At 62.1% G+C, this 23,689-nt stretch carries 28 protein-coding genes; 11 read left to right on the top strand and 17 right to left on the bottom strand.

Annotated features, from left to right (window positions below; all coding sequences use genetic code 11):
- Window positions 1-40: 40 nt before the first annotated feature.
- Window positions 41-328, top strand: coding sequence for a hypothetical protein (locus JJB99_RS36000; RefSeq protein WP_200518313.1), 288 nt, complete (start codon window positions 41-43; stop codon window positions 326-328).
- Window positions 329-1,518: 1,190 nt separating this feature from the next.
- Window positions 1,519-2,844: a DUF3422 family protein gene (locus tag JJB99_RS30720; protein WP_200298549.1), complete on the top strand. Its 1,326-nt coding sequence runs from the start codon at window positions 1,519-1,521 to the stop codon at window positions 2,842-2,844.
- A gap of 771 nt (window positions 2,845-3,615) precedes the next feature.
- Here JJB99_RS30720 and JJB99_RS30725 read toward each other — a convergent pair.
- Window positions 3,616-5,271: a recombinase family protein gene (locus JJB99_RS30725; protein WP_200495963.1), complete on the bottom strand. Its 1,656-nt coding sequence runs from the start codon at window positions 5,269-5,271 to the stop codon at window positions 3,616-3,618.
- A 433-nt stretch (window positions 5,272-5,704) separates the two neighbouring features.
- Here JJB99_RS30725 and JJB99_RS30730 point away from each other — a divergent pair, with 433 nt between their 5' ends.
- Entirely contained in the window at window positions 5,705-5,974 is a 270-nt protein-coding gene (locus JJB99_RS30730) for a hypothetical protein (protein WP_200495964.1), read from the top strand.
- Here JJB99_RS30730 and JJB99_RS30735 read toward each other — a convergent pair.
- From JJB99_RS30735 to JJB99_RS30750, 4 genes are all read right to left on the bottom strand, one after another.
- Entirely contained in the window at window positions 5,971-6,138 is a 168-nt protein-coding gene (locus tag JJB99_RS30735; protein WP_200495965.1) for a hypothetical protein, read from the bottom strand. The genes JJB99_RS30730 and JJB99_RS30735 overlap by 4 nt on opposite strands.
- A gap of 72 nt (window positions 6,139-6,210) precedes the next feature.
- A complete protein-coding gene (locus tag JJB99_RS30740; protein ID WP_200495966.1) occupies window positions 6,211-6,426 on the bottom strand; it encodes a hypothetical protein in 216 nt (71 codons plus the stop codon).
- 253 nt (window positions 6,427-6,679) lie between these two features.
- Complete coding sequence (locus JJB99_RS30745) at window positions 6,680-6,871, bottom strand: hypothetical protein (protein WP_200298544.1); 192 nt, start codon at window positions 6,869-6,871, stop codon at window positions 6,680-6,682.
- Window positions 6,872-6,930: 59 nt separating this feature from the next.
- Window positions 6,931-7,875 (bottom strand): Ku protein, encoded by a 945-nt coding sequence (locus JJB99_RS30750; RefSeq protein WP_200495967.1) that lies wholly within the window; start codon window positions 7,873-7,875, stop codon window positions 6,931-6,933.
- 168 nt (window positions 7,876-8,043) lie between these two features.
- Here JJB99_RS30750 and JJB99_RS30755 point away from each other — a divergent pair, with 168 nt between their 5' ends.
- Window positions 8,044-8,262, top strand: a complete 219-nt coding sequence (locus tag JJB99_RS30755; RefSeq protein ID WP_200495968.1) for a hypothetical protein — start codon at window positions 8,044-8,046, stop codon at window positions 8,260-8,262.
- Window positions 8,263-8,264: 2 nt separating this feature from the next.
- Window positions 8,265-8,510: a hypothetical protein gene (locus JJB99_RS30760; RefSeq protein ID WP_200495969.1), complete on the top strand. Its 246-nt coding sequence runs from the start codon at window positions 8,265-8,267 to the stop codon at window positions 8,508-8,510.
- 17 nt (window positions 8,511-8,527) lie between these two features.
- Here the strand turns inward: JJB99_RS30760 and JJB99_RS30765 are convergent, their stop codons facing one another.
- Complete coding sequence (locus JJB99_RS30765) at window positions 8,528-8,692, bottom strand: hypothetical protein (RefSeq protein ID WP_200495970.1); 165 nt, start codon at window positions 8,690-8,692, stop codon at window positions 8,528-8,530.
- A gap of 110 nt (window positions 8,693-8,802) precedes the next feature.
- Window positions 8,803-8,985 carry a hypothetical protein gene (locus JJB99_RS30770; RefSeq protein WP_200495971.1) on the bottom strand — a complete coding sequence of 61 codons (183 nt, stop codon included), beginning with the start codon at window positions 8,983-8,985 and terminating at the stop codon, window positions 8,803-8,805.
- A 118-nt stretch (window positions 8,986-9,103) separates the two neighbouring features.
- Here JJB99_RS30770 and JJB99_RS30775 point away from each other — a divergent pair, with 118 nt between their 5' ends.
- Complete coding sequence (locus JJB99_RS30775; RefSeq protein ID WP_200495972.1) at window positions 9,104-9,301, top strand: hypothetical protein; 198 nt, start codon at window positions 9,104-9,106, stop codon at window positions 9,299-9,301.
- Window positions 9,302-9,886: 585 nt separating this feature from the next.
- Here the strand turns inward: JJB99_RS30775 and JJB99_RS30780 are convergent.
- From JJB99_RS30780 to JJB99_RS30795, 4 genes are all read right to left on the bottom strand, one after another.
- A complete protein-coding gene (locus JJB99_RS30780) occupies window positions 9,887-10,264 on the bottom strand; it encodes a response regulator (RefSeq protein WP_200495973.1) in 378 nt (125 codons plus the stop codon).
- A gap of 9 nt (window positions 10,265-10,273) precedes the next feature.
- Window positions 10,274-10,636 (bottom strand): PRC-barrel domain-containing protein, encoded by a 363-nt coding sequence (locus JJB99_RS30785; protein ID WP_200495974.1) that lies wholly within the window; start codon window positions 10,634-10,636, stop codon window positions 10,274-10,276.
- 104 nt (window positions 10,637-10,740) lie between these two features.
- Window positions 10,741-11,025 (bottom strand): hypothetical protein, encoded by a 285-nt coding sequence (locus tag JJB99_RS30790; RefSeq protein WP_200495975.1) that lies wholly within the window; start codon window positions 11,023-11,025, stop codon window positions 10,741-10,743.
- Window positions 11,026-11,280: 255 nt separating this feature from the next.
- Window positions 11,281-11,487, bottom strand: a complete 207-nt coding sequence (locus tag JJB99_RS30795) for a hypothetical protein (RefSeq protein ID WP_200495976.1) — start codon at window positions 11,485-11,487, stop codon at window positions 11,281-11,283.
- 232 nt (window positions 11,488-11,719) lie between these two features.
- On the opposite strand from JJB99_RS30795, the gene JJB99_RS30800 reads away from it, so the two are divergent.
- The 5 genes from JJB99_RS30800 to JJB99_RS30820 all read left to right on the top strand — a co-directional run bounded on the left by JJB99_RS30800 (window position 11,720) and on the right by JJB99_RS30820 (window position 17,340).
- Window positions 11,720-12,613, top strand: coding sequence for a toll/interleukin-1 receptor domain-containing protein (locus JJB99_RS30800; protein ID WP_246775340.1), 894 nt, complete (start codon window positions 11,720-11,722; stop codon window positions 12,611-12,613).
- 218 nt (window positions 12,614-12,831) lie between these two features.
- The gene (locus JJB99_RS30805) at window positions 12,832-14,118 is read left to right on the top strand and encodes a DUF2235 domain-containing protein (RefSeq protein ID WP_246775041.1); all 1,287 of its coding nucleotides are present in this window, start codon (window positions 12,832-12,834) and stop codon (window positions 14,116-14,118) included.
- Window positions 14,119-14,297: 179 nt separating this feature from the next.
- Window positions 14,298-16,130: a DNA ligase D gene (gene ligD / locus JJB99_RS30810; protein ID WP_200495978.1), complete on the top strand. Its 1,833-nt coding sequence runs from the start codon at window positions 14,298-14,300 to the stop codon at window positions 16,128-16,130.
- Complete coding sequence (locus JJB99_RS30815) at window positions 16,114-16,611, top strand: hypothetical protein (RefSeq protein ID WP_200495979.1); 498 nt, start codon at window positions 16,114-16,116, stop codon at window positions 16,609-16,611. Before ligD ends, JJB99_RS30815 begins: the two co-directional genes overlap by 17 nt.
- A 3-nt stretch (window positions 16,612-16,614) precedes the next feature.
- Complete coding sequence (locus JJB99_RS30820) at window positions 16,615-17,340, top strand: type II toxin-antitoxin system VapC family toxin (protein ID WP_200495980.1); 726 nt, start codon at window positions 16,615-16,617, stop codon at window positions 17,338-17,340.
- 582 nt (window positions 17,341-17,922) lie between these two features.
- Here the strand turns inward: JJB99_RS30820 and JJB99_RS30825 are convergent.
- The 6 genes from JJB99_RS30825 to JJB99_RS30850 form a co-directional block, all read right to left on the bottom strand.
- Entirely contained in the window at window positions 17,923-18,816 is an 894-nt protein-coding gene (locus tag JJB99_RS30825) for an SMP-30/gluconolactonase/LRE family protein (protein WP_246775042.1), read from the bottom strand.
- A complete protein-coding gene (locus JJB99_RS30830; RefSeq protein WP_200500366.1) occupies window positions 18,813-19,640 on the bottom strand; it encodes a citryl-CoA lyase in 828 nt (275 codons plus the stop codon). Before JJB99_RS30830 ends, JJB99_RS30825 begins: the two co-directional genes overlap by 4 nt.
- A gap of 61 nt (window positions 19,641-19,701) precedes the next feature.
- Entirely contained in the window at window positions 19,702-20,964 is a 1,263-nt protein-coding gene (locus tag JJB99_RS30835) for a CaiB/BaiF CoA transferase family protein (RefSeq protein WP_200495981.1), read from the bottom strand.
- Window positions 20,965-21,005: 41 nt separating this feature from the next.
- Window positions 21,006-22,028 (bottom strand): ABC transporter substrate-binding protein, encoded by a 1,023-nt coding sequence (locus tag JJB99_RS30840; RefSeq protein WP_200495982.1) that lies wholly within the window; start codon window positions 22,026-22,028, stop codon window positions 21,006-21,008.
- 30 nt (window positions 22,029-22,058) lie between these two features.
- Window positions 22,059-22,832, bottom strand: coding sequence for an ABC transporter permease (locus JJB99_RS30845; RefSeq protein WP_200495983.1), 774 nt, complete (start codon window positions 22,830-22,832; stop codon window positions 22,059-22,061).
- The gene (locus JJB99_RS30850; protein WP_200298528.1) at window positions 22,816-23,607 is read right to left on the bottom strand and encodes an ABC transporter ATP-binding protein; all 792 of its coding nucleotides are present in this window, start codon (window positions 23,605-23,607) and stop codon (window positions 22,816-22,818) included. The genes JJB99_RS30845 and JJB99_RS30850 overlap by 17 nt, the downstream gene beginning before the upstream one ends.
- Window positions 23,608-23,689 lie beyond the last annotated feature (82 nt).

A 23,689-nucleotide genomic window follows, 5' to 3' on the forward strand; every position in this document is an offset into this window, starting at 1 on the left:
GACGCCCGGCGAACTATGCCGACTTAGCTCGCCGAGTGCTATGCCGCTCGTCTCTTCCAAGAGAGGCTCGTTCGGCACGGCGCGTGGCATTGCTCAACCGCCGGTACAGCCGGCTTCCGCCCAAATACTCTTCAACTTCCATCTTCCTGTCGGCATGCTGCCCGTTGGAAGCGCGGCAAGCCCTATGTCTACAGCGAAGATCGATGCGTTGTTGACGGCAACGCTGGCTATGCCAGCCGACGGCGTGCGCCAATCGACCTACCATACCTTGTTCGGGCTGATCGCGGTGACAGGCATGCGCATCCGAGGCGATGGGCCTGGAGCGTGATGTCGACCTCAACGTCGGAGTGCTGACGTCTTCGAGGAAGCTGTTATCGCGGGACCCAACGCGGCGCGCAGCATGCGCGCGCCACGCGAGAACGCTTCCGAATGGATTGAAGTGCTTGCCACGATCGTCCCCGTCGAGCGCCAATCGCGGCAGGCGATCAGCGACGAGGATAGATAGAAAAGGCAGCGAATGGATCAGTTCAACAAGTATTCAGCCGTCGTAGCGAGCCAGGGTAGAGGAGAGAAAAACTACTTGGTGTGTAGAAGGCGATAACCTCACTCGATGTGACGTTATGAGCCCATCGCCAGGCCTTGCCCCGGTCCGGGCGCGGTCACTCTCCGGACACTGCATCGACAAATCCGACCACAGCGTGCCCCCCGACGATGGCAGCGGCCGGGCGAGCCATCATCTTGCCGAAACAGGCAATTCCCTGTGGCCTGATCACGAGCGCATTCTTGTCAGAATGCAAGCGCGCTTCATGTCTGAAACCCGCCTCCGACTGTCTTCGAACACCCCATTGCGCCAAAAAACACGCGAGCCTGCCCTTCTACAGTGCTGGCCCAAATCCTGCACCGGCTCTCCGCGCCAGAAAGTTGGGCGTCAGCAACAAGACGGGAGTTGCGCTTGGTCATCGATCTGTCAATCGACAATGCGGTTGTCGCACCCGAGCTCGACTGTCTGCACCCCGCTGGGAGAAGCGGAAGACGCTCTTGCTTTCCATCGGTCATGCCGCTGGAAACCTGTCTTCAGAAGATGGCCGGCGTATCTTCATTTGCGCGCGGCAATCCTTCGGTGGCGGGCGATGTCCGTGGGATTCGGAGGCAGACAACCGTGTCTAGGTCGATCAAGGCATTGGTCGGACGGTGTCGCACGCTACCCCCGAGGTCGGGAACGGCTTGTTCGCGATCGCTACAAGCATTGATCCACAATGCCGGCATTTTGCCACCGGACCGTACCCCGCGGACGTCTTTGACGGGGTCAGCCGAAAGCGGGATGAGGCCGTTCCCGCTCAATCTGCTCGGCATGATCCTGCTCGCTCAAGACCTCTTTCTCGAGCTGAAGGCGACCTCGCTGTCGATCGTCAACGTGAGTTGATCGGTGCCTTGCCGCGCACCCGTTTTCCAGCACCGCCAATGCCTCCCGCGTCGAGGTTGACGGTTGCTTGCTCACTTGAAGCGAGGCGTCAATACATGATCGATGAACTGGATCTGCGAACCTTCACGCCACATCCGCAACGCGACGCCGTGCTCGGCGAAGTGCACGCGCGCCCTTTCACGCGCCTTGCTTCGCCATTCAGCGTGATCCACTTGGCTTTTCTTGCGCAGGGCGAGGCGGCCGCAAGCGATCGCTGCCGCTTTATCGATTTCTGCGTAGACCGCAATCTTCCGCCGCCTGCGCAATCGGCGAAACATCATCAGATTGTCATCGGTCCCGCGACGCTACGCTGGGAGCAGCATGCGGAATTTACGACATTCACCTGGTTCTGGACTAACGCAAATCGTCCTGCCGCTCACCAAGTCGGCAAAGTTGATGATGCCGTCCGATCGCTGATCCGCGCGTTGCGGCAGTCCGGACAATTGCTGGTCGCCATCAGGTTAGAAGTGGAGCAGGAGGCCTCGCCGACCAAGCGGGCCGAACAGATTTTTGACAAGAATAGCCTGGCGATGGTTGCCACAAAGAGCGGTGCAGGCGTTGCCGCCTCAGACTTCCGCGTGGACGAAAAAGGCTTCACGAAGATCCTCGTCTGCGACCTCGGGTTGACGTCGCACGATCTCGGAGCGCTGGTGCAACGGCTCCTGGAAATAGAGACCTACCGTCCTTTGGCGCTGCTTGGCCTGTCGGCGGCCCTTGAGCTTGCACCGTCTGTTGATCGCATCGACCGCCGTCTCGTCGAGGCGCTCGAAAAAATGCAAAGCGGTGCGGGGCTGCAATTCAACAACCATCTGCTTGCCGAGCTGACGGCGTTGGCCGCCTCCTTCGAAAGAGGCGCGACCGCCAGCCTGTTTCGCTTCGGGGCCAGCAGGGCCTATAACGAGCTGGTCCAATCGCGATTGTCAATCATCGAGGGCAACGACGTCTCGGGCTATCCGACCTGGTCGTCGTTTCTGGCGCGCCGCATGGCGCCTGCGATGCGAACTTGCGCGACCGTGGAGGATCGTCAGGCGACCCTGTCGGTCAAGCTCGCGCGTGCCGCCGATCTGTTGCGAACCCGTGTCGACGTCGAAATTGAACGACAGAATCGTGACCTCTTGCACGCTATCAACGAGCGCGCGCGGCAGCAACTTCGGATGCAGTGCACGGTCGAAGGATTGTCGGTCGGGGCGATCGGATATTACGTGGTCAGCCTGTTTGGCTATCTGGCCAAGGGCGCGCACGACGTCGGACTGCATGTAGAGCCCTCGTTCCTAACCGCAGCCTTCGTGCCCATCGCGGTCGGCGTGATCTGGCTGGTGAGTTACAACATCCGGAAGCGACACCTCAAGCACGACGACGCGCCTTCGGTGGCTCGCGACTAGAGCTCCTTTAGGGAATCAGTGCGTCCGTCCTACGAAGGTCGCATAGTCGTGGTGCGGCGCTGCCGAAAAAGCCCCGACTGGTTAGCCGCAATTTGTGCTTTGATTGATCGGGACAGGGGGAAGTCTCGCGATGCCCGCCTTGCCACACCACTTGGCATACACGAGTCCGTACCGCGGCGGTTCGACTGAGTTCAGCTAGCCCGGAAACCACTATTCGGGAGAGACTGCGAGCGTCAAAGACGTGGTTGCGCAAGGGCGTGCTGGACCGCCGGCGCCCGGACATTCGCCAGAGCCCGCCGGCGAACCGGCCGCAATCGATGCGGCGAACTTCGCGACGCCAAGACGGGCTCGGGCCGTGCTCGCAGAGCCGATGAATCGTGTCAGCCGCGATCAGGAGGATATCGCGATGCTTCCAAGTCAGTTCAGGCCGTTGAAGACGAGATCGCTATCGTCGAGGCTGATCGCGAGGAGTTGAAGCCGCAGCCCGGCTCGCTGCCGGAAAACGAGTGGACGTGAAGACGCTGAGGCTAGGGGTGGTCTCCGGCTTGAATAGCGCTGACCAGCACTTCACAAATTTCTGGTAAGCAGAATTTAACTTGCAGCGTCGGGCAAAACAGTGGTTAATAGGGTGCTGGTAGCCGCCACCGGGAGCCAGCATCGTGACCGATGAATACGATACCTCTTCAGACCTATCAAAGATTGCCAAGCTCAATGGAGACTTCAGGAGGAACTACGGGAAGCTACTAGGAGCATTCCTGTATCTGCGCTCCATCAATGCCGGACGCCGACGTTCTTGGTTTTTGGGCGGCTTGATTTCACTCGTCTGCTCGGTGGCGATGACTTGGCTCGGGAAACACGGGCTTTCTTGGTTAGTCGCCGGGTGATTGCTCGAACAAGTGCATCGGGCGTCTTGAAGCACATTATTGCGCGGCGTTCGCGAGCGGCCTCCGAAAACCTGATAGTCCGTTTCACAGTGCCATCGGTTGGCATCAGAACGTAGTCAAGCACGGCCTGATTGTGCGGAGACAGCCTGATGGCGGCGATCCATCCAGCGGGTACGTGTGCGTCACATTGGATCGTCCAATGTGGAGAATGACTCTCTAACTTCCCAGGAGTCCAGCGCGCTGCTCTGACGGATATATAGGTTGATCCGTTCACACCCATTGAGTCTGTCCACCCGCCTGTGCTGGTCCGACCACCGGCCTTTCTAATTGCAGTACCAATTCGAGACGCAAGCATTGTCTTCTGCTCGGACCAAATCCTACGGGAGTCAAGAAATTCGTAGTTCCGCTTCGGAGTATACCCGAGCAGCCGATAGAGATTCCGCATGCTGCCAAAATGCGTTTGGCAGGTCGCCACACAGGGCAAGCCCGGCGTCCGGTCGATGATGTTAATGCTAAGACGTCCTTCCTTGAGCAGCGTCTTGCGTAACCGCAGGAGCATCTCTTCATCGGTAAGATCGACGCGACGCTCTCTGATGACCTTATTGGCTCTTACAAAGATATCGCGATCGACGATTGGTTCGATGCAACCTTCACTTCTGATCCACTGTTCGGGAGGATTGTACGTGCGAGTTTGGCGAAGCTTCCATGATCGCCGATTGAATACAAGATTCCCGATGTAACTTTCGTCTCTAAGAATGGCACCAACCATCACTCGCGTCCACGGCTTGCCTGGCCTCGTGGGCACCTTCGCTTTGTTCAGCTCCCAGGCAACAACTGTCTCACACTTTACTTCCAGGAAACGTTCAAATATCCACCTGACGACGGCAATCTCCTTCGTATCGCCCGGCCGGATTCGGATGTGATCGGTCGTGAGGTATTTGCGGTCGCCACTCTTCATCACCCCCTTTGATTGATCCTTCTCGTCGACAAGCTCTCGTACCAGCCCATATCCAGCCACGCCGCAAGGCTTGTAGCCGAGGCGAGCAAATCGGCACTGGCCTGCGTATACCTTCGCCGACAGCTCGCGGCTGTATTCGGCTGCCATCACTCGTTTGATGTTTTTGACGATGCTCGCCAGCATGCTGCCGTCATTATCGAATTGTTCGGCGCAATAGGCGATCTTGATGCCGGCGCGCTTACACATGAACTCGTAATGTGCGCTTTCGTCGACGTCCTGGAAGCGTCCCCATCGACTTACGTCGTACACCAGGAGATGACCAAAGTCGGTCTGTCCGCCTTCAACGTCCTCAAGCAATTGTAGGAGACCGGCTCTATTTTTAATCAATAGTCCGCTCTCACCCTCATCCTTATAGGTCCGTACGAGCGTGAAGTTATGGGCGTGAGCGTAGGTCGCGATCACAGCAGCCTGATTTTGTATCGAATACTGCTGCCGGTCCGTAGACATTCGGACGTATTGAGCGGCCCGAAGACCAAGGACAGCTTTCGGTAGATGACTCTTGTGAACGACGAGGGCATTGCTCATTCATCGCCTCCGCCAGACAGCCATTTCCGAGTGAGATAGACCCCCTGAATGCGCGGCTATTCAAGAGAGACTCCCAACGCACGCCGGCCGGGTCAAGAGTTTTCGGGAGAACGGTCTGGACGGGTATCGCCGATAGAGTCCAGAACTTCCCGTATCTCCCTATGAATTTGGCGCTCTCTTCGAGCGCGCGTGGCCTGGCGTAAGCGACGATCTCGCCCCTCGTGGTCCCGAGAGGAAGCCGCGAACCCAGCCGCGCCATCGTTTATGTATCGGCTTTTTTACGGCCGCTTCGTGCGAGCTTCTTCAAGTGTTGCACAGGTACGCGGAACACGTGGACAAGCGCGAGCCCTGCCGATCGCGAATCCCTGCTCCGTGCTAAGCGCCCGGAACGAGCAGGCGGGCGGAAGGATTCGTCCAGGCAGGAGTGGTCTCGATGCTGATGGCGAAGGAAAGACGGCCGGCGATCCGAACGCTGCGCGGTTGGGCGATCTCCGTGCTGCAGGAGGCCGGCGCCATCCGAGAATGCGAGGAGCACGGCTGGATGCAGGACCTGGCCGACCCGCATGCGCGCGAACGCGCCTTCGACATCGCCCGCCGGGATCCGCCGCCTGGCGTCTCGCTGGAGGCAGCGTCCGTGGCGATCGCAGAAATGCTGGACTCGATCGGCGATAGCTGTCCGGAGTGCCCGCCAGACTTCGCCTAGGCCGCCTCGTCGGCGCCGCCGGACGTCGGGGGCGCCCGCATGCGGGCGAGCTCCTGCCAGGCCATCGCCAAGTTGATCAAGCGTTGCCGCTCCAGCCCATCGGCCGCGATCGCGAGCTTCATGGCCGCTATCGCCTCGCTCTCGGGTTGGTAATCGTTGCCCATGCTCCCGATATCGTAGCTGGACAACGTAAACGGCAGGTGGCCGGCGCCCCGTAGGATTCCCGTTCCGACAAGTCATCTCTCAGGTTTGCGCTTCCGTCCCGCTTCCGGATTCGCCGCCGCCTCGCGAGCCAGACGTTCCGCCTTCAGCCGCTCGCGGTTGGCGTGGAAGGCCTGCTGGGCGCGCTCATGCTCGGACAGCGCCACCTTTACCTCCGCCTTCCGAAAGACCTTGTGAGCCTCCCGTTCCGCCGCGGTCGGCGGCCTCCGTTCGGATATGTGGTTGCTCATTTGCTCCCTCCGTCGGTCGCAAACGGTCCTTGGCGCCAAGTGGTGCGCGCATCAGGACCGCCAACCTAGGTGGTAGGTTTTCCTCCGGCTTGGGGCTTTGGGGAGTAGGGTGCCAGAGGCAGGGAATCGACGCCTGACGGGCCGGTTCGTTCCATCCGGCGCTCCGGTCGGCCAATTACATTCGTCGAGGCAGGATGCGGCTCGTGCTGCGAAATGAGGCTGCCGCTGCCGCCCGGTCCCGGAGCATCGTGCTCTAGCCTTCGTCCGGCTCGCGCACCACCGCCGGTTCTTCGGCACCTTCGTCCTCGTCGCCTTCCTCTTCGTCCTCGTCCTCGTCGTCTCTGTCTTCATCGGGATCTCGCGGTGGTGTCATGTCGCCTATGGCCATGAACGGACTGCGGTCGATCAACCTGGCTGACAATTGCTCTGGGAAAAGTGGGGTCATGCGTTGCTCCTCGGGTGTCCAATCTGCGGGACGGCGCCCGCCGCGCGTTGGTCTGCCACTCACGCGGACTTCCGCTGTCGACCAGCCGCGGGCTTCTTCGCCGCGGTCTCCTTCGCCAGCTTCTTCCCGGCGATCGGCATCAGCATCTCCTTCTGGCCGGCCGCCGCCTTGCGCGGCGTCTTGGCCGTCTTCTTCGGGGCCGCTTTGGTCTCGACCTTCGCCTCGGCCGCAGCGCTTCCCACGCTCTTTCGCAGCGCCTCCATCAGATCGACCACATTCTCGCCCTTGGGTCGCTCCTTCGGCCTGATCGTCTTGCCCGCGCGCTTCTGGTTGATGAGGTCGACGAGCGCGGTCTCATAGTGGTCCTCGAACTTCTCCGGATCGAACCGCCCCGCCTTCTGGTTCACGATGTGCTTCGCTAGGTCCAGCATGTCCTTGGTGACCTTCACGTCCTGGATCTCTTCAAAGTATTCCTGCTCGCTGCGCACCTCGTAAGGATAGCGCAGCAGCGTGCCGACGAGGCCCTTGTCCATCGGCTCGAGCGCGATGATGTGCTCGCGGTTGGTCAGCACCACACGGCCGATCGCGACCTTGTCCATCTCGCGGATGGTCTCGCGGATCACGGCGAAGGCGTCGTGGCCGACCTTGCCGTCCGGACGCACGTAGTAGGGCCGGATCAGGTAGCGCGGATCAATGTCGGTCCTGTCGACGAACTCGTCGATCTCGATGGTGCGCGTGGACTCCAGCGCGATTTCCTCGAGCTCCTCCTTGGTGACCTCGATGAACTGGTCCTTCTCGAGCTGGTAGCCCTTGACGATATCTTCGTTGGGCACCTCGTCGCCGGTGTCGGCGTCGACCTTGAGGTACTTGATGCGGTGACCGGTCTGCCGATTGAGCTGGTTGAACGAGATCTTCTCGCTGTCCGATGTCGCCGGATACAGCGCCACGGGACAGGTGACGAGGGACAGACGCAGGAAGCCTTTCCAGTTGGCGCGCGGGGCCATGAACGCAGAACTCCGGTCGCGGCGGCCTGGATTCAAGACGAACGGCGGGCGCCAGTTCCGACAGGTATGGGTCGCCTGGTCGAGATTCATGCCGGATCCTACGGGCCGCGCCGGAGGAATCCGCCGCCGACCCTTGACTCTGCGAGAACGAAAAGGGAACATGTCGCCATGCCCGCTGCACCCCAACCGTTCGCGCCCGCCAAGGGCGATCTCGAGTTCGCCGCCGACCAGGCGATCGAGGCCTGCGGAGGGGACGCCCGGGGGGCGGTGAAGGCGCTGCTCATCGCGGTCGACTTCCTCGAGTCCGAGGTCGACGAGCTCAAGGGCGCGGTGTCGAACGGTTATGTGCGCGGCCGCTACGTCGCGCCGCGCGATCGCAAGGAGTAGCGATGGACGTCACCTACTATGTGGCACTGCCGTTCGTCATGGCAGACGACGGGCTCGCGCCTGGCGAGGCGGTGGAGTGCCTGAGCGCCAACGCCGCCGTCATGCGCGCCGAAGCGCTGTCGCGGAAACCCGGCTGCGCCGGCGCGGTCGCCTTCTCGCGGACCGGAGACCCATCCAGCGGCGACTTCGGCGACGCCAAGGTCATCCGGAAGTTCGGCGAGGTGCCGGACGATCTGAGCACGCTCTGACGGGCGGCGGCTTCGGTTCACTCGTCGCTCGGACTGGCATCTCTCGGATCGAGCAGGTTCAGCGCCGTCTCGATCTGGGCGAGCAGCGCCTGGATTTCCTCCCGCTCGTTTGGCCCGGGATCGCTCTCCAGCCGCTCCGTGAGCGCCTGCTTCCGCGCAAGCAGGTTTGCAACCGTCGACATCTCGTTCCCCGCTTCTGGACACCTGAGCTGGGAAGTTGGTGCGCCCGCGACGACCTTGCCAGTTATGGCTTTGCGAATCCGGATCACCGGCTCAGGCTGATTTGTTCCCGCTATTTGGCCGGCGGCCGCAGCGGGCCCTCCACCCACTTCCGGGCATCGGGGTCGTGCAGCGGATCGTCGTCGCAGTCGCGGCAGACGTAGCGCTCCCCGCCTCTGGCCGTCTCGTCGCGCACAAGCTTCATTGGCCGCCCGCAGTGCGGGCACGGCTTCCGGATCGGATGCAGCAGCGACATCTGGCTTCCCCTGCCGCGCTTAGACTATTGCCGATCGCTGCGCAGACACAAGCGAGCTCTTGACGCGAACCGCGCCACGCAATCAAATCCAGCTTCGGTGATGTTGTGGGGTGGCGTCATGGAAGAGTTCTACAGCGGCTTCGCGCAGCGGGCGCGCGATCTGGCGGAGAAGGCGGACCCGTTCACACGAAGACGACTGCTCGATTTGGCCAAAAGGTACGACGCCAAAAGCAAACCGGGCGGCAGCGCCCGGCCCCTGCCGCCGCCGCGCACCACGCCGCCGGCGACACTCTTCGCCGGCCCGGGCGAGGCATGAGGAAAGTCGGCTCCGCCGAGGTCAAATGCGACGCCTGCGATGGCGCCGGGCACCAGCCGGCGCGCGAGACCGAACCCGGTCGCAGGATCTTTCCTGGCCCCTGCACGAAGTGCGGCGGCAAGGGGCGAATACCGAAGCAGGAGTGAGCCTACCCGAATTCAGCAGCCGAGCGTCCTCATGGCGGCCGCGGTCGCAACGATCCACGGGCCTCTCAGCGGCATTGACGCGGTCAGCGTCAATCCGAACCGGTTTTTGTTCGTGAACCAACGATCGTTCCTGCCGTTGTGCCGCATCCGGGTCCGCCTTCGACTGCGTGCGCCGAGGCACGACCATGAGGACCGATTCGCGCCAGCATTTCGTTTCAGGCACCGAGGATCGAACCTACCTCGAGTCGCTGATCCGTGAGGATTTCGAGCGATGCCATCCCGGCGAGACGCTGGAAGATCTCAAGCGGCGCGCATCCTTTTCGAGGGAGGACAGAGGCCTGCTGCGGGACTGGATGGCGGTAGCAGCGGCTCGCGCCGCGGCTGCATCCAGGGCCAACGCATAGCCAGCGTTGCAGGCTCGAACAGGGATTCAACCCGGCTAAGCCGCCGTATCGAGCAGCTGCGACACGGCGGCAGCCAATTGCGCTGGCGCAAAGGGCTTCTCGATTAGGACGCTACCGTCAACGCCCTGCGATTTCCAATCCGGGGCACTGGCGCTCGTCATGTAAATCACGGGAAAGCCGGGCGTGATTTCCCTGATCCGCCGCGCCAGCTCCCAACCCGTGATGCCATCACCCAGATTGACGTCCGTCAGCAGGGCCCGACACCCCTTGCGGCCATCGGAGAAGGTGGACAGGGCCGCCTCCCCCGAAGAGACCGAGCAGGCCTCGATACCGCCGTCGAGCAAGGCGTCCTCGATGAAGCTGCAGATCAGCGCTTCATCCTCCACGACCAGAACACGAACGGCATTACCCACTTTCAAGCCTCAGGCCACCGGCACACCGTAGTAGGCGTTCACGGAGCGCGTGGTCGCGGGGTCGCTCCAATTCCAACTGCTCTCGTCGGCGTATTTGGGGGCGCCGCGGAGCTGGTCCTGGGTGATGCCGGTGACGTAGCCGCCGAGGTTGGTGTCGTATTTCAGCGCCTGCCAGGGCAGCGGATAGTGATCGTCGCCGATGCCGAGCAGGCCGCCGAAGCTGAGCACCGCATACGATACCTTGCCGCTGACCTTGTCGATCATGACGCGCTCGATGTAGCCGACCTTTTCGCCGCCGGCCCCGTACACGTTCGTGCCTTCGACCTTGTCGCTTCCGATGAGACTGAACGTCTCGCGATTTTCTATGGCCATGTTGACCTCCTGGATGTTGTCTTCTGGATCAACCGGACGACGGATGGCTTCGTTCCCGGCTGGGTGGCGTTGTTCTGGACGAGCGGAGATCGAGATGGAGCTGATCAAATCTGGAACGTGATTTTCTGAGAAGGCTCCTCGGCGAATCCTGGGTCAGCCCGCCGATGTTCGACCATGAGATCGTGGCGCGGCTGGTGGAGCTTGGTTTCCTGAAAACCGAACCGCTTCCCTCCGGAGATGTCGAATACCGGATCGCCGGGGCTGGGCGAGCGGCGGCTACTGCGTAACCCGCCAGGTCTGAGATCAGCAGGTCCTGTGGTCTGGTGGCCGGCGCCTGCTTTGCCACGGTCGACCAGATCGCCGACCGAACCCGCCAGATCTGCTCCCAAGGGACAAAGCTACGAAGGAATGGCGGGCCCTCAAGTTCGGAGGGAACGATAGTCCTGATAGCCCATTGACCGTCGAGAGACCGTCGCCGGCCGTTGAACTACGGCGCCTGTCGCGGATAGCCAAAGGTCTCACGATCCGCTATTCAGAACTAGCGCTCGCGAGATAGCCAAAGGCGGCGGCCTATCTCGGAATCAGAGTTCATCCTCAGCGCCATCCCGATGACCGGAGCTCTCGCTGTCCGGAACAGGCGCCCCCTACTCAAGCGCCGGGTCGAACGAAGGGAGCAGCGAGATCGCCGCCCTGTCCGTTGAATTCAGGATGGTGAAGCCGATCTGATCGAGCCAGGGTGTCGGCTTCCGCCGATAATTGCCAACTTGAAATCGGCCTTTGCGCTTCTTATCTGGCGCCAGATTCGAATAAAAATATATATGGGCGGAGGTTGTAATGCCGAGGCTGGTCACGTGGACCTGCTTGAATTGCGGAAATCGCTTTAATTACGAGGAACTGACGCCCGACGAGGTTCGGAAAGCGCAGCGGCGGAGGCAGCCTCTTTCGCAAATCCACTGCCCCAGGTGCAATCGGACGGATCTCAGGCGCGAGAGCTGATGCTTCGCGCTTCCCGCGGCTGGAGAGAGTGAATTGGCTACCGTATTTTTCTCGTACTCGCACAAGGACGAAGACCTGCGGGACCGGTTGGAAACGCATCTCGCCATGTTGAAAAAGCAGGGGCTGATCGATGCGTGGCATGATCGGCGCATCAAGGCCGGCGACGAGGTCGACCACAGCATCGACGCCAACCTGAACGCAGCCGACGTCATCCTCCTGCTGGTGTCAGCGGACTTCCTCGCGTCCTCATACTGCTACGATGTCGAGATGCAACGCGCCATGCAGCGTCACGAAGCACGCGAGGCCCGCGTGATTCCCGTCATCTTGAGACATTGCGATTGGCACTCGGCTCCGTTCGGGAAGCTTTTGGCTGCACCGAAGGACGGAAAGCCGATCAAGGCCTGGTCCGATGTCGACGAGGCATTCCTCGATGTCGTCAAGCAAATTCGAGCCACCTTGCCGGCCAAAGCGACCGCCAATACCAACGCGCCGAAAGCCTCTCCAGCTCCGACCTCGGCAGCCGTCTCGGGTGCCAAGCCGCGGTCCAGCAATCTGCGGCTAAAGAAGACGTTCACCGAAGCCGATCGGGACCGCTTCCTGCACGAAAGCTTCGATTTCCTGGCGGAATTCTTCGAGACATCTTTGACAGAGTTGGCAGAGAGGAACGACGGCATCGAAGTCAACTACCGCCGCATCGACTCCGATCGGTTCACCGCCGTCGTGTACAAGAACGGAAAGGCGATCGGTCGGTGCAAGATCAGCTTCGGCGGGGCGTTCGGACGCGGCATCTCCTTTTCACACAATGATCAGGCCAGCGACGGGAGCATGAACGAGAGCCTTTCGGTCGAGGCGGACGACGGCGGTCTCTTTCTGAAGGCTCTGGGGCTGGCGTCCTACGGTTCGGTGGAAGACCACAAGCTCTCGCAGGAAGCGGCTGCCGAGTATTACTGGTCGCTCTTCATTGAGCCGCTCCAGCGGTGAGCGCTGGCCGCTCGTCGGCGCCCTCCCTGCGCGGATCGATGCCGTCTGCAGCCACGTGAAGCTTTCCCTGCCCTCCGGAAACGCGCCAAGACCAAGCTCCACGCTCAATGCGCGCAACTGTGTATCCGTTCGCGAATCCCGGCGACGGGCTTGACGGCAAGCCCCGCTGGCCGATTGAGTTCCATTCAAGCCATCCCAGGGCGATTCGGAGGTGAGGCATGAAGGTTTGGCACGGTATCTGGCGGATCGCGCATTCGATCATTCTCCTGGCCGTAGTCGCCGTGATGATCGCCATCGGCGTCTTCATCGGCCGTCCGGGGGAGAAGGGCGGCAACCAATCGAACCTCGCCGGCGCAGATCAGCAGCAGAAGCGCCTGGCTGTCTTTCTCGACGGTACGTGGAACAGCGTCGACACCAACACGAACGTGTGGCGCATGCGCTCTCTGTGCGCGCCGACGGGCAAGGACGGCAAGCCTCAATTGATCTACTATTCCGTCGGCGTGAACGGTTTTCTGGGCGGAGCCTTCGGGCAAGGACTCGATGATAACATCCGCCTGGCCTACGAGTGGCTGATCGAAAACTACCGGGACGGAGACGAGATCTTCATCTTCGGCTTCAGCCGCGGCGCGTACACGGCCAGAGCGCTGGCGGGCCTGATCGCCATCGACGGACTACTGCAGCAGGGCTCGCCGATTGGCGTAAACGAGCTTTTCGATCGCTACAAAAGGGGCGACGAGGAGACGATTTGGCAACTGAAGGAGAAGGAGGCGGCCGGCGATATCGCCAAGATAACTCCCCAGGAGAAGTGGCTGCTCAAATACGCGCGGCCCGTAAACGTCAAGGTGGTCGGCGTGTGGGATACCGTCGGCTCGATAGGCATCGCGGCGGGCGACTTCACCGGGATCAGCAGTTCGCAGTTCGACTATCTGCAGACGGGACTGCGTCTTCCTATCCAGAACGGCTATCACGCGCTCGCCATCGATGAGCATCGCGCCAAGTTCGCTCCTACGATCTGGGACGTCCATCGCAGCACTGCCAAGCCGCGACCGCTTTCGAGCGTCGAACAGCGTTGGTTCGTGGGCGCGCACGCCAACGTCGGCGGCGGCTACGAAACCGATCTGCTCGCGCAGCCTCCGCTGCGCTGGCTGATGAAGAAAGCGGAGTCGCAGGGGCTGGCGTTCCGGTCGGAAGTCGATCTGGATGGCGACAACGTCACCGCGAACATCAAGAACTCATACGGGGATTTCATGTACGGCGCCTACCGAATCATTTCTCCACGGCCATTTTACCGGACCATTGGCGCGGCGCCGGACGTGCGCGACGACGGAACTCACACCAACGTCAACGAGACCATCGACGCCAATGTCTTCAAACGATGGCGGGCCGATCCGTCCTACCGGCCGCAGAACCTCGTGGAATGGGCCAAGCGCAAAAACGTGGATCCAGGCCAGTTGCAGACTTCGGTCCGCGCCGACGATCCCAGTGTAGCGGTGCCCGATCCATAGCCGTCCGGATCCGTTGGGGCCGCTCACAGCCGGGCTCGCTGCGTCTGAACCGCCCACATTGGCCCGGCCGTCGCATGCGTTTCCGACCAACGGACGCGCTGCGGCTTCCTTCCGAGCGACCGCAGATGTCGTCTGGCAGTGCTTCACGGAACGAATCGGCCTCGGCGCGTTGAGTCCGCATGTGTGCCGTGGCGTTGCGTCAGTCTCGTTCGGGAGTATCGGGCGTCCCCGGCGCCTGCAAAGCCGCTATTCCAGGTTACATCGAGCCCTGCGACCCCACGCTGCGCGAGAGTCCACCGCGCGGGGCCGGCTGGGTCTACGAGATCAAGGCCGACGGCTACCGCGCGCAACTGCATCGCGATGGTGGGGATATCAAGGTCTATTCGCGCACCGGGCTCGACTGGACCGAGCAGTTCTCGTCGATTGCCGCAAGCGCGCGCCGGCTGAAAGCGAACAGCTTGATCGTCGACGGCGAAGCGGTGGTGTACGGCAGCGGCGGCCTGCCGGATTTTCAGCAGCTCAGGCGCGAGCTCGGCCCTAAGCGCAGCGCGCGCGTGCGCTACCACGCCTTCGATCTCCTGTACCTCGACGGGTACGATCTGCGCGATGCCGCGCATGAACACCGCAAGCGTTTGCTGCAGCAGCTTCTGAAAGGCGCACCGGAGACTTTCATCTACGTCGAAGCGCTCGAGGCCAACGGCAACGCGATCTTCGAGAAGGGCTGCAAACTGGGCCTTGAAGGGCTCATTGCCAAGCGGCTCGGCCGGCCGTACCGCTCGGGGCGGCAGGAGTCCTGGATCAAGCTCAAGTGCAAGAAGAGCGAGACGTTTCCGATCATCGCCTTCGTTGAAAAATTGGGAGCCCATCCGCGCAAGGTCGCCTCGCTCTATGTGGGGCGCCGGGAGAACGGCAAGCTCCTCTACGCGGGCAAGGTTCGGACCGGCTACACCGAGACGACCGCGCGCGAAGTACGCGAGCGGCTGGATCCGCTGATCCGGCCGGCCTCACCGCTCGATTTTCGCGTGAACAAGCCGAAGGCGACCTGGGTCGAGCCGAGCGTGCTGGCCGAGGTGGAGTATGGCGCGCTGACGGATGACGGGCTGCTGCGCGAAGCCGTGTTCAAGGGGCTCCGCGAAGACCTTGCTGTGCGCAAGGTCAAGGGACCACGGCTGGTGCCCGGCGCCGGAGGACAGCGGAAGCTCGGCGTGCCTGCGGAAAACATCCTCCAGCTTCTTGCCGATGCGGTGGTGCCTTCGAAGGAAGAGCTGGCGGACTATTGGAAGCGGGTCTGGAGGAAGGCGCTGCCGCATCTCGGCCAGCGGCCTCTCAAGCTGGTGCGCCATGTGCACGGCACCACGTTCTACCACAAGGGCCCGCTTCCCAAGGACATTCCCGAATCCGTGCACCAGCTCCGCATCCAAAAGCGCGAGGGCGGCCAGGGCACGCGCCTGTGGGTCGACAGCCTCGACGGCTTGCTGGGCCTCGTCGAACTCGGAGCGGTCGAGCTGCACCCCTGGAATTCGACCGTCGAGCACTTCGAGCACGCCGACCGCATCGTCATCGACCTCGATCCCGGCGACGGCGTGGAATGGGAGGCGGTCGCCCACACCGCGCTCGAGCTCCGCGCGCTCATGAAGCGGCAAGGCCTCGAGACCTGGCCCAAACTGACCGGCGGCAAGGGCGTCCATCTGATGGCGCCGCTCGACCAGCCGATGCTGCACGACCAGGCGCATCGCATCGCCCGCAGCTTCTGCTCCGAGTTCGCCGCACGCGACGCCGATCGGTACATCCTCTCCGCGCAAGCGCGGCGCAGGGGGCGGATCTTTCTTGACTACTTGCGCAACGGACGCGGGACGACCGCCATCGGCACCTATTCGCCGCGGGCGCGTGAACACTTTCCGATCGCCGCGCCGGTGACGTGGGCGCGCATCGAACGAGGGACCAGGCCGGACGCATTCACGATCGAGAACCCATTCCGGGTGAAGGGAGGTGACCATGGCGGACGCATTTGACCGCTGGATCGCGTGGGCCAACAACCCGCCCGGCCAAAGACCTGGGCTTCCGTCCGATGTCCATGCCAGCGTGATGTCTCTGGATGAAGAGGATCGGACCGACCGACAAAAGGTCAATGCCGCCGTCGAGCATCGAGCCGAGTTGCGGCGAACGGGACGGACCGCGTGGCTCTATCTCAACGACTTCGACCGCGGAACACAGCGGACTATCGGCGATCCCGAATGGGTCAAGGTGTTCGCGTCCGCCGAAGCCGCCGACAGATGGTTCGACCAGCACGATCCGGAGGGCGTTGCGTGGGAGTACGAGATCGAAGGCGGGCCGCGGCAAGCGTCCGTCTGGATCTTCCTCGCCGATGAGGTCTCCAGAGCCGTCGGAGATCTCGCCTGGGCCAAACTATTCGCCTCCAGGCAAGCTGCCGAAAACTGGCTTGAGCAGAACGCTCCCGGCGGTAAGATTTGGGAATACCCGCTCGAGGAGTGAGACGTGAGCACGTTCGTCGACAGTTCGGTCTGGTTCGCCGCCGCCTCTGCCCGCGACCCCGAGAACGAGCTCGCCAAATCCATTCTGCTCGACCTGGACGGCTGGACCCTGACGGACCACGTGCTTGGGGAGACCTGGCAACTGCTCAAGGCACGGTTCGGCAGCGAGGTTGCGAACACGTTTTGGGACCGTCTGCGTGAGTCCGGCGCCGTCGTCGAGCCGGTCACGGCCGGCGATCTGGAAGCGGCTTCGCAAATTGAGGCCAGTTATCCCGACGAAGAGTTTTCCTTCATCGACCGCACCAGCTTCGCCGTGATGGAGCGGCATGGAATTACTCGGGCCGCAACCTTCAACGCATCGTTCGAGAAGTACCGGTACGGCCCCCGCAAACAGCGCTTCCAAATCATTCGCTCAGGTCATAGCGCCGCGTTCACCGCCTTGAAGCAAGCCATGCTCCAGCGCGCGCCCGTTCAATTGACCTACGCCGGAGAGGGGCTGGTGGTCTGCCCGTACATCCTCGGCCACGCAGTCGGGGAAGAGCGGGCATTCGTCCTCGCCGTGGATCGGACCGGCGAGCGGAAGGAATCAGAACGGGGACATTGGATGTGCCTGCGTCTTGCCAAGATCCAGAACATCGAGACTCTCGACTGCTCGTGGGTTGACCGGCCATATCCTGGGCCGATTCAGCGATGTGTCGATCAGGTGCATCTGGACGTGCGCCAGCTGTAGGGCAAGCACGCGAGCGCGCCTGGCTTGGTGAGGAAAGCTGCGATGCGGTTGGATTGAGCGCCAGCAGGCCTGCGGGGCGACTCGTCCGCTCAGGCGGTGTCCAGGCCGCGATGCTCGCCGACCCGCGAGCTGGCGGAGCGGCGGAGCCTACCGGCTTTCTCGCTGCCGCATCTGGTGCATCTGAAGGTCACCTCGCGCGCGCCGAGGCGAAGCAGTTGAAGGCCCCGGCGGGAGCCGAAAAACTGGAGCGGGGGCTGATTTGCGTCGTCCTCGCCATCGGAACAGCCACGCTCAGGTCCTGCTCTTCTTGCTGGCCTCGGGCCAGCTTCCGATCGGCGGTCTCGATCATGGCGATCGGACGTGCTCGTTATTGAATCGCAGGTTCAAATCGCATTCTGTAACGGCTCGCCGTGCGGACCGCCCTTTCGCGGCATCTCTCGAGAAACGCGGAGTTACTCGCTCGTCGCGGGGTGACGCTAGAGCGCTACCGCCTTTTCCGCACACCAGCCGAACCTCAATACTCGCTCTAGTCCTCCGCTTGCCGAAGCCCGATAACGATCGGGTGCTGGCAATCAATCTGTCTTAGAGACCACTAGTGTCGGCGATCAATATGGAGCCGGTAGATGATTCTGTGGTGAACAGAGCGCCATTTGGACCCAATGCGACATTCGTGCAGGTTTGGCCAGCGCAGGATTTGACGCGCGCGATACATTCACCGTTGGGCGCCAGCACGAAGACATGACCGAGCGAGGCGTGCGCAACGAATAGTCGCCCGTTCGCGTCCATGGTCAGCCCGTCTGGACCGCTTATCCCGAAGAACACGCTGAACCTGCCGACCTTGGCGACTCCTCCATCGCGCACGAGCGGCACCCGCCAGACGCTGTTGTCACGCGTCATTGCCACGAACAGCGCGGTTTCGTGGAGGTCGAGCACGAGACCATTCGGGCTTGGCCCATTCGAGATCAGGCAATCCAGCTGTCCATTGGCACGTAGGCGAAATACGCGGCCGGTTGGATCGTGTAACCCGGTCTGGCCTTGGTCGGTAAAGTAGATGTCGCCGGTCGACGAGACATGCAGGTCGTTGCAGCCCTTGAAGGACTCGGAAATGCGATGACCAAGCAGGGTCCGGACCGTGCCGCGCCGCGCATCCAGCTCCATCAGGCCATTCATGTAGTCGGCGACCAGAATGCGGCCGTCCGGCGCGATCTTCAGTCCGTTTGGCCAACCGTCATACTCGATGATCAGGGACCAGGCGCCATCCGTTGCAATTCTGAAGATGCGACCGAAGGGAATGTCGACCACATAGAGATTTCCGGATGCGTCGAACGACGGCCCTTCGATGAAGCAATCGACCGGCTTGCCGCCGCGGTTGGCGTCCGCCCAATCGGAGCGAACGCCGGGCCTGCGAAACTCGGCCGGCATGGTCGCCCAGACGCGCGTTTCAATGACCTGTGGTGGCCCGTCGAGATACATCATGGCGCGCCCGCCAACCTTCGCTTCGGCTGCCCCTCATATTTGTAGGCGAACTGCTTGGGCATGGGTCCCTTGTTGCGGTCCTTACGTCCGGTCTGCTCCCAGGCATGTGCCAGGATGCCGACCGCGCGCGACAGGCAGAAGATGCCACGCGCGAGCGGCGCGGCAAATCCCAACTCGCCATAGATCACCGCGGTTGCGCCATCGATGTTCATCGGGATGAGCTTGCCCTTGCGCCGCTGCATGACGCGCTCGATCGCGCGCGCGGCGCTGGCGTAGTGGCCACTGACCACGCCTTCGCCCACGGCAGCATCGACGAGGACCAGCAGCGGTGCGGCACGTGGATCAACGGGATGGAAGCGATGACCGAAGCCAGGCAAATATTTGCTGCGTATGGCGATGAACTGGTCGATGGCATCATTGGCGGCTCGGTCGGTTTCCGCGGTCTCGCTGCGTCGCAGGACGTCCTCGTATAGCTCGATCGCCTGCTCTCCGGCTCCGCCATGCACGTCGTCGAGCGTGTTAATAGCAGACGCCATCGCACCATTGAGCGGCAGCCCGCAACTGACCGCCATCTGGGCGATTGCAATCGATGGCGCGTGCGGACCGTGATCGACGGAGGCGACGAGCGCAGCTTGCAACAGTTTCTCCTGCGCAGGTAGAGGCAATTCGCCCCGCAGCATCAGCCAGATCATGGCGGGGAACGAAATCTGCCCGATCAAGTCCTCGATCGGGTATCCGCGATAAGCGATCCGCCCTGGGGCGATATCGCATATGGAGGTTCGCCACCAATGGGCAGCCTGTTCTCGCAGCTCTGTTTCGCTCATTCTGCTTTTCCAATCCAAATTGGCTGGTTGCCGATCTGGCCACCACTTGCATGCAACTGCTTCACGCAGCGCCATCGGTTGCGGCGCGAACCTGCGGAAAGTGTGCCTCGCCCTGGCGTGGCGTCCCGACCACGCCACTGGAGATCAACTGCTCAGCCTCCTGAGCGGTGTAGCCAAGCCGCGCCAACCATCGTTCAGTGTCGGCACCGAGGGTCGGCGGACGCGATGGGACGGGAAACTCTTCGTCCAGCAGAAAACCTGGGCGCGTGACCCGCAAGGACGGCTCACCTGCCCTTTCAGCAGGTAACCTCTCCACGAAGTTACGATCCAACACATGCGGCTGCTGCAGAATTTGGGGAACGGTCAGCACACAGCCGGCAGGAACACCCGCGGCGTTCAGCAGCGCCTCCCATTCCTCTGCCGGCCTGGAGTTCAAGGCCGCGTTGAGCTCCTCGGTCAGCGACGCGCGGTTCAACTTGCGCGCCTCGCGCTTTGCAAAACGCGGGTCCGATTTCAGATCTTGCCGCCCGATCAGGTCGCAAAGGGTCTGGTACTGCTTTTGCTCGTTGGCGGCGATATTCAGGGGACCCGTAGCGGTCCGAAAAGTGCCTGACGGCGCAGCGGTGAAATTCTCATTGCCCATCGGCTGCGGCTCGACGCCGGCGTTCAGGTGATTGGATACTACCCATCCCATCGCCGCGATGGTCGCCTCGAGCAGCGAGACGTCGATGAAACGGCCGCGCTTCGTATGCCGCTGCTCGACGAGCGCGGCGGCGATGGCAAAGGCGGCCGTCAATCCGGCGATCGTGTCGGAGATCGGGAAGCCGGTCCGCAGCGGCGCCGTGGCCGCATCGCCCGTCACACTCATCGCACCTGAAAGGCCCTGGACGATCTGATCGTAGGCCGGCCGCCCGGACCACGGGCCGCTCTGCCCAAAGCCCGAGATCGCGCAATAGACGAGGCGTGGATTACGCTTGCTCAAGATGTCGAAGTCGAGACCAAGCCGCTCCATCACCTTGGGTCGGAAGTTTTCGAGAACGACATCGGCCTCGGAGACGAGCCGTAGAAACACCTCCTTGCCCGGTTGCGACTTCAGGTCGAGCGCGATGGATTGCTTGCCGGCATTGACGGCCACGAAAGAGAGGCCTTGCAGACGCTCTGCCCTTTCCGGATCGGCGCCGAGCCGGCGGGCAAGATCACCGCCGTTCGGGTTTTCAATCTTGATGACCTCCGCGCCGAGGCGCGCAAGATGGTAGCCGCAGAACGGACCTGCCAAGACATTAGACAGGTCGAGGACGCGGATGCCGGAGAGCGGCAGAGACATCTGACAAAGCCTTCCTTGAGATGCGCGGCCGGGACCCGGAGCTATTTCAGCAACTTGGCTGCATGTTCGGAAAACCGATTGGTGAAGGTCTTGCCGAGATCGATGTTGGCCGCCGCAATCTTCGGGTCGAAATCACTCAGCACCGCGAGCGGAACCTTGGCCGCTTCGGCGTCCATGAGGCCGGTCTGGGAAAACAGCGCCTTCGAGGCCTTCAGAATTTCCATGTTCACCTCGCGGTTGTCCGTCTTGTACCCGGCCGGAACTGCATCGACGAGTTGCTCGGTCGACGCCGAGTTGATCCAGCGGTGGGTCTTCAGCAAGGCATTGACCAGGCGCTGCACGGTCTCCGGATTCTTGTCGATGAACGATTGCTGCAGGTAAAGGCACGCCGTCGGATAGACGCCTCCAAAGGCGACCTGGGAGCCTTCGACCGTGCGCGCATCGAACAGGGGCTTGGCCGCATTCTTCCGCGCCAGCAGCGTGGCGATGGGATCGAAATAGACCAGAGCGTCGATGTTCTTGGCCTCAAGCGCGACCATGCCAGGCGCGCCGCTCCCGACCGCGATGATATTGACGTCGCGTGGTCCGAGGCCTGACTTCTTGATGTAATAGCGTGCCATCGTATCGGTCGACGAGCCGGGCGCGGTGATACCGAGCTTCAGTCCCTTGAGGCCAGCGCCGGTCTTCACTTTGTCGGCGAGGTCACTGCGTACGCCCAAGAGAACTCCCGGGATGTCGTTGAGCAGGAACACGCAGGAGATCGCCTTGCCCTGCGCCTGCATCTGGATGGTGTGATCGTAGAAGCCTACCGTGCCATCGACCGAACCGCCGATCAGCGCCTGAAGTGCCTTGGAGCCGCCGGCCTGAAAATTCTCGACAGTGACGTCGAGGCCTTCTTCCTTGAAGTTGCCGAGCTTCACCCCGAGTTCGAGCGGCATGTAGTTGAGGATCTGGGAGCCGACAGCAATCTTCAGTGTCGCCTTCTCCGGTTCGGCGGCACAAGCCGACGAGAGGCCGAGGCCGATAGCCGCCACGCTCAGGATGACTCGCATCAGCGCGCGCATGTGGATCTCCATGGTTGACGATACATCAGTTCAGGTTTCGTGAGCGGGCGCTGGCCGCCATACCAGGAGGCGTTTCTCCGCACGATCGACGACGGCGTCGAGAGCAATGACGAATGCGGACAAGACGGTGATTCCGGCGAACACGCCGGTAGCGTCGAGCACGCCTTCGGCCTGCGCGATCAGATGGCCAAGACCTGCGGACGAGCCGAGGTACTCGGCCACGACAGCCCCCATGACCGCCATGCCGACGGACACTCGCAGGCTCGACAGGATCCAAGTCGTAGCGGACGGCAGATAGACGTGGCGCAACAACGAGGATTTCGAGGCCCGCAAAAGCCGCGCATTTGCGAGCACGACCGGATTGACCTCGCGCACGCCCTGGAAGGTATTGAAGAAGGCGACGAACAGCACCAGGGTTACGCCGAGCGCGACCTTGGACGTCAGTCCCAGGCCAAACCAGATGACGAAGATCGGTCCCAGCAGAATGCGGGGGATCGCATTGAACATCTTGATAAAGGGCTGAACGACGTCGGCCGCGAACGGGCTCAGGCCGAGCCAAATCCCGAGCGCTGTGCCGATCGCTATCCCGATGACGAAGGATAGGATCGTCTCGACCAACGTAATGCCGACATCGGTCCAGAAATCGCCGGTGGACATCCATTCTTTTATGCGCTCGATCAGAGCGGACGGCGCCGGAAAGAAGAACGCATCGATAATCCCAGACCGTACGCCGAATTCCCAGATCAGAAGCAGCACAAGGATGATGGCAACCTGCGTGGCGACGACCCTAGTTCTGCGCGGCATAGCTCTTCTCCACCTCAGTGCCGAGCAGGGACCAGATCTCGCGATAGAGGGCGACGAACTCGTCCGTGGTCTGGAGCGCAGAGACATCGCGCGGACGCGGCAGGGTGATCTTGACGTCACCGACCATCCGGCTCCCAGGGCCCGACGACATGACGACCACGCGGTCAGCCAGCGTGATTGCCTCATCGAGATCGTGGGTGATGAAGATCAGGGAGCGTCGCTCCGCCTGCCACAGGTCGAGCAGGATGCGGTGCATCAGCCGGCGGGTGTGGACGTCAAGCGCCGAGAACGGCTCGTCCATCAGGACGATTCTCGGCTCCATGATCAGCGTCTGCGCCATCGCGACCCGCTTGCGCTGGCCGCCAGAGAGTTGATGCGGATAGCGCTCTTCGAACCCTTTGAGGCCCACCTTCGCGAGCCAGGGTCGCGCTTCCGCGCGCGCAGCTTGGACAGACTTGCCCTGGAATACCAGACCGAGGCCGACATTGTCCTGCGCGGTCTTCCATGGCAGCAGCCCTTCCTGCTGCAGCATGTAGCCGGACTGGTCATTCAGCCCGGCGAGCGGCATGCCGAAGATGCGGACCTCCCCCGAAGCGGGCTTCAAAAGCCCCGTGACGGTATTCAGGATGGTGGACTTGCCGCACCCGGTTGGCCCCACGACCGCGACGAATTCGGTGTCGCCGACTTGGAGGTTCATACTCTCGACGGCCGTGAAGGCGCCGAAGCGGATCATCACGTCACGCAAATCAACGGCGAGCGCCGGCTGCCCTTCCATAGTTTCGCTCCGTAGAACTTATTCTGTTGTGTGAAATCAGTACCTGCATGAGGCGGACTGGTCAACCATATTCTGTGAATCA

It is taken from the genome of Bradyrhizobium diazoefficiens, from assembly GCF_016616235.1.
Classification (GTDB): domain Bacteria; phylum Pseudomonadota; class Alphaproteobacteria; order Rhizobiales; family Xanthobacteraceae; genus Bradyrhizobium; species Bradyrhizobium diazoefficiens_H.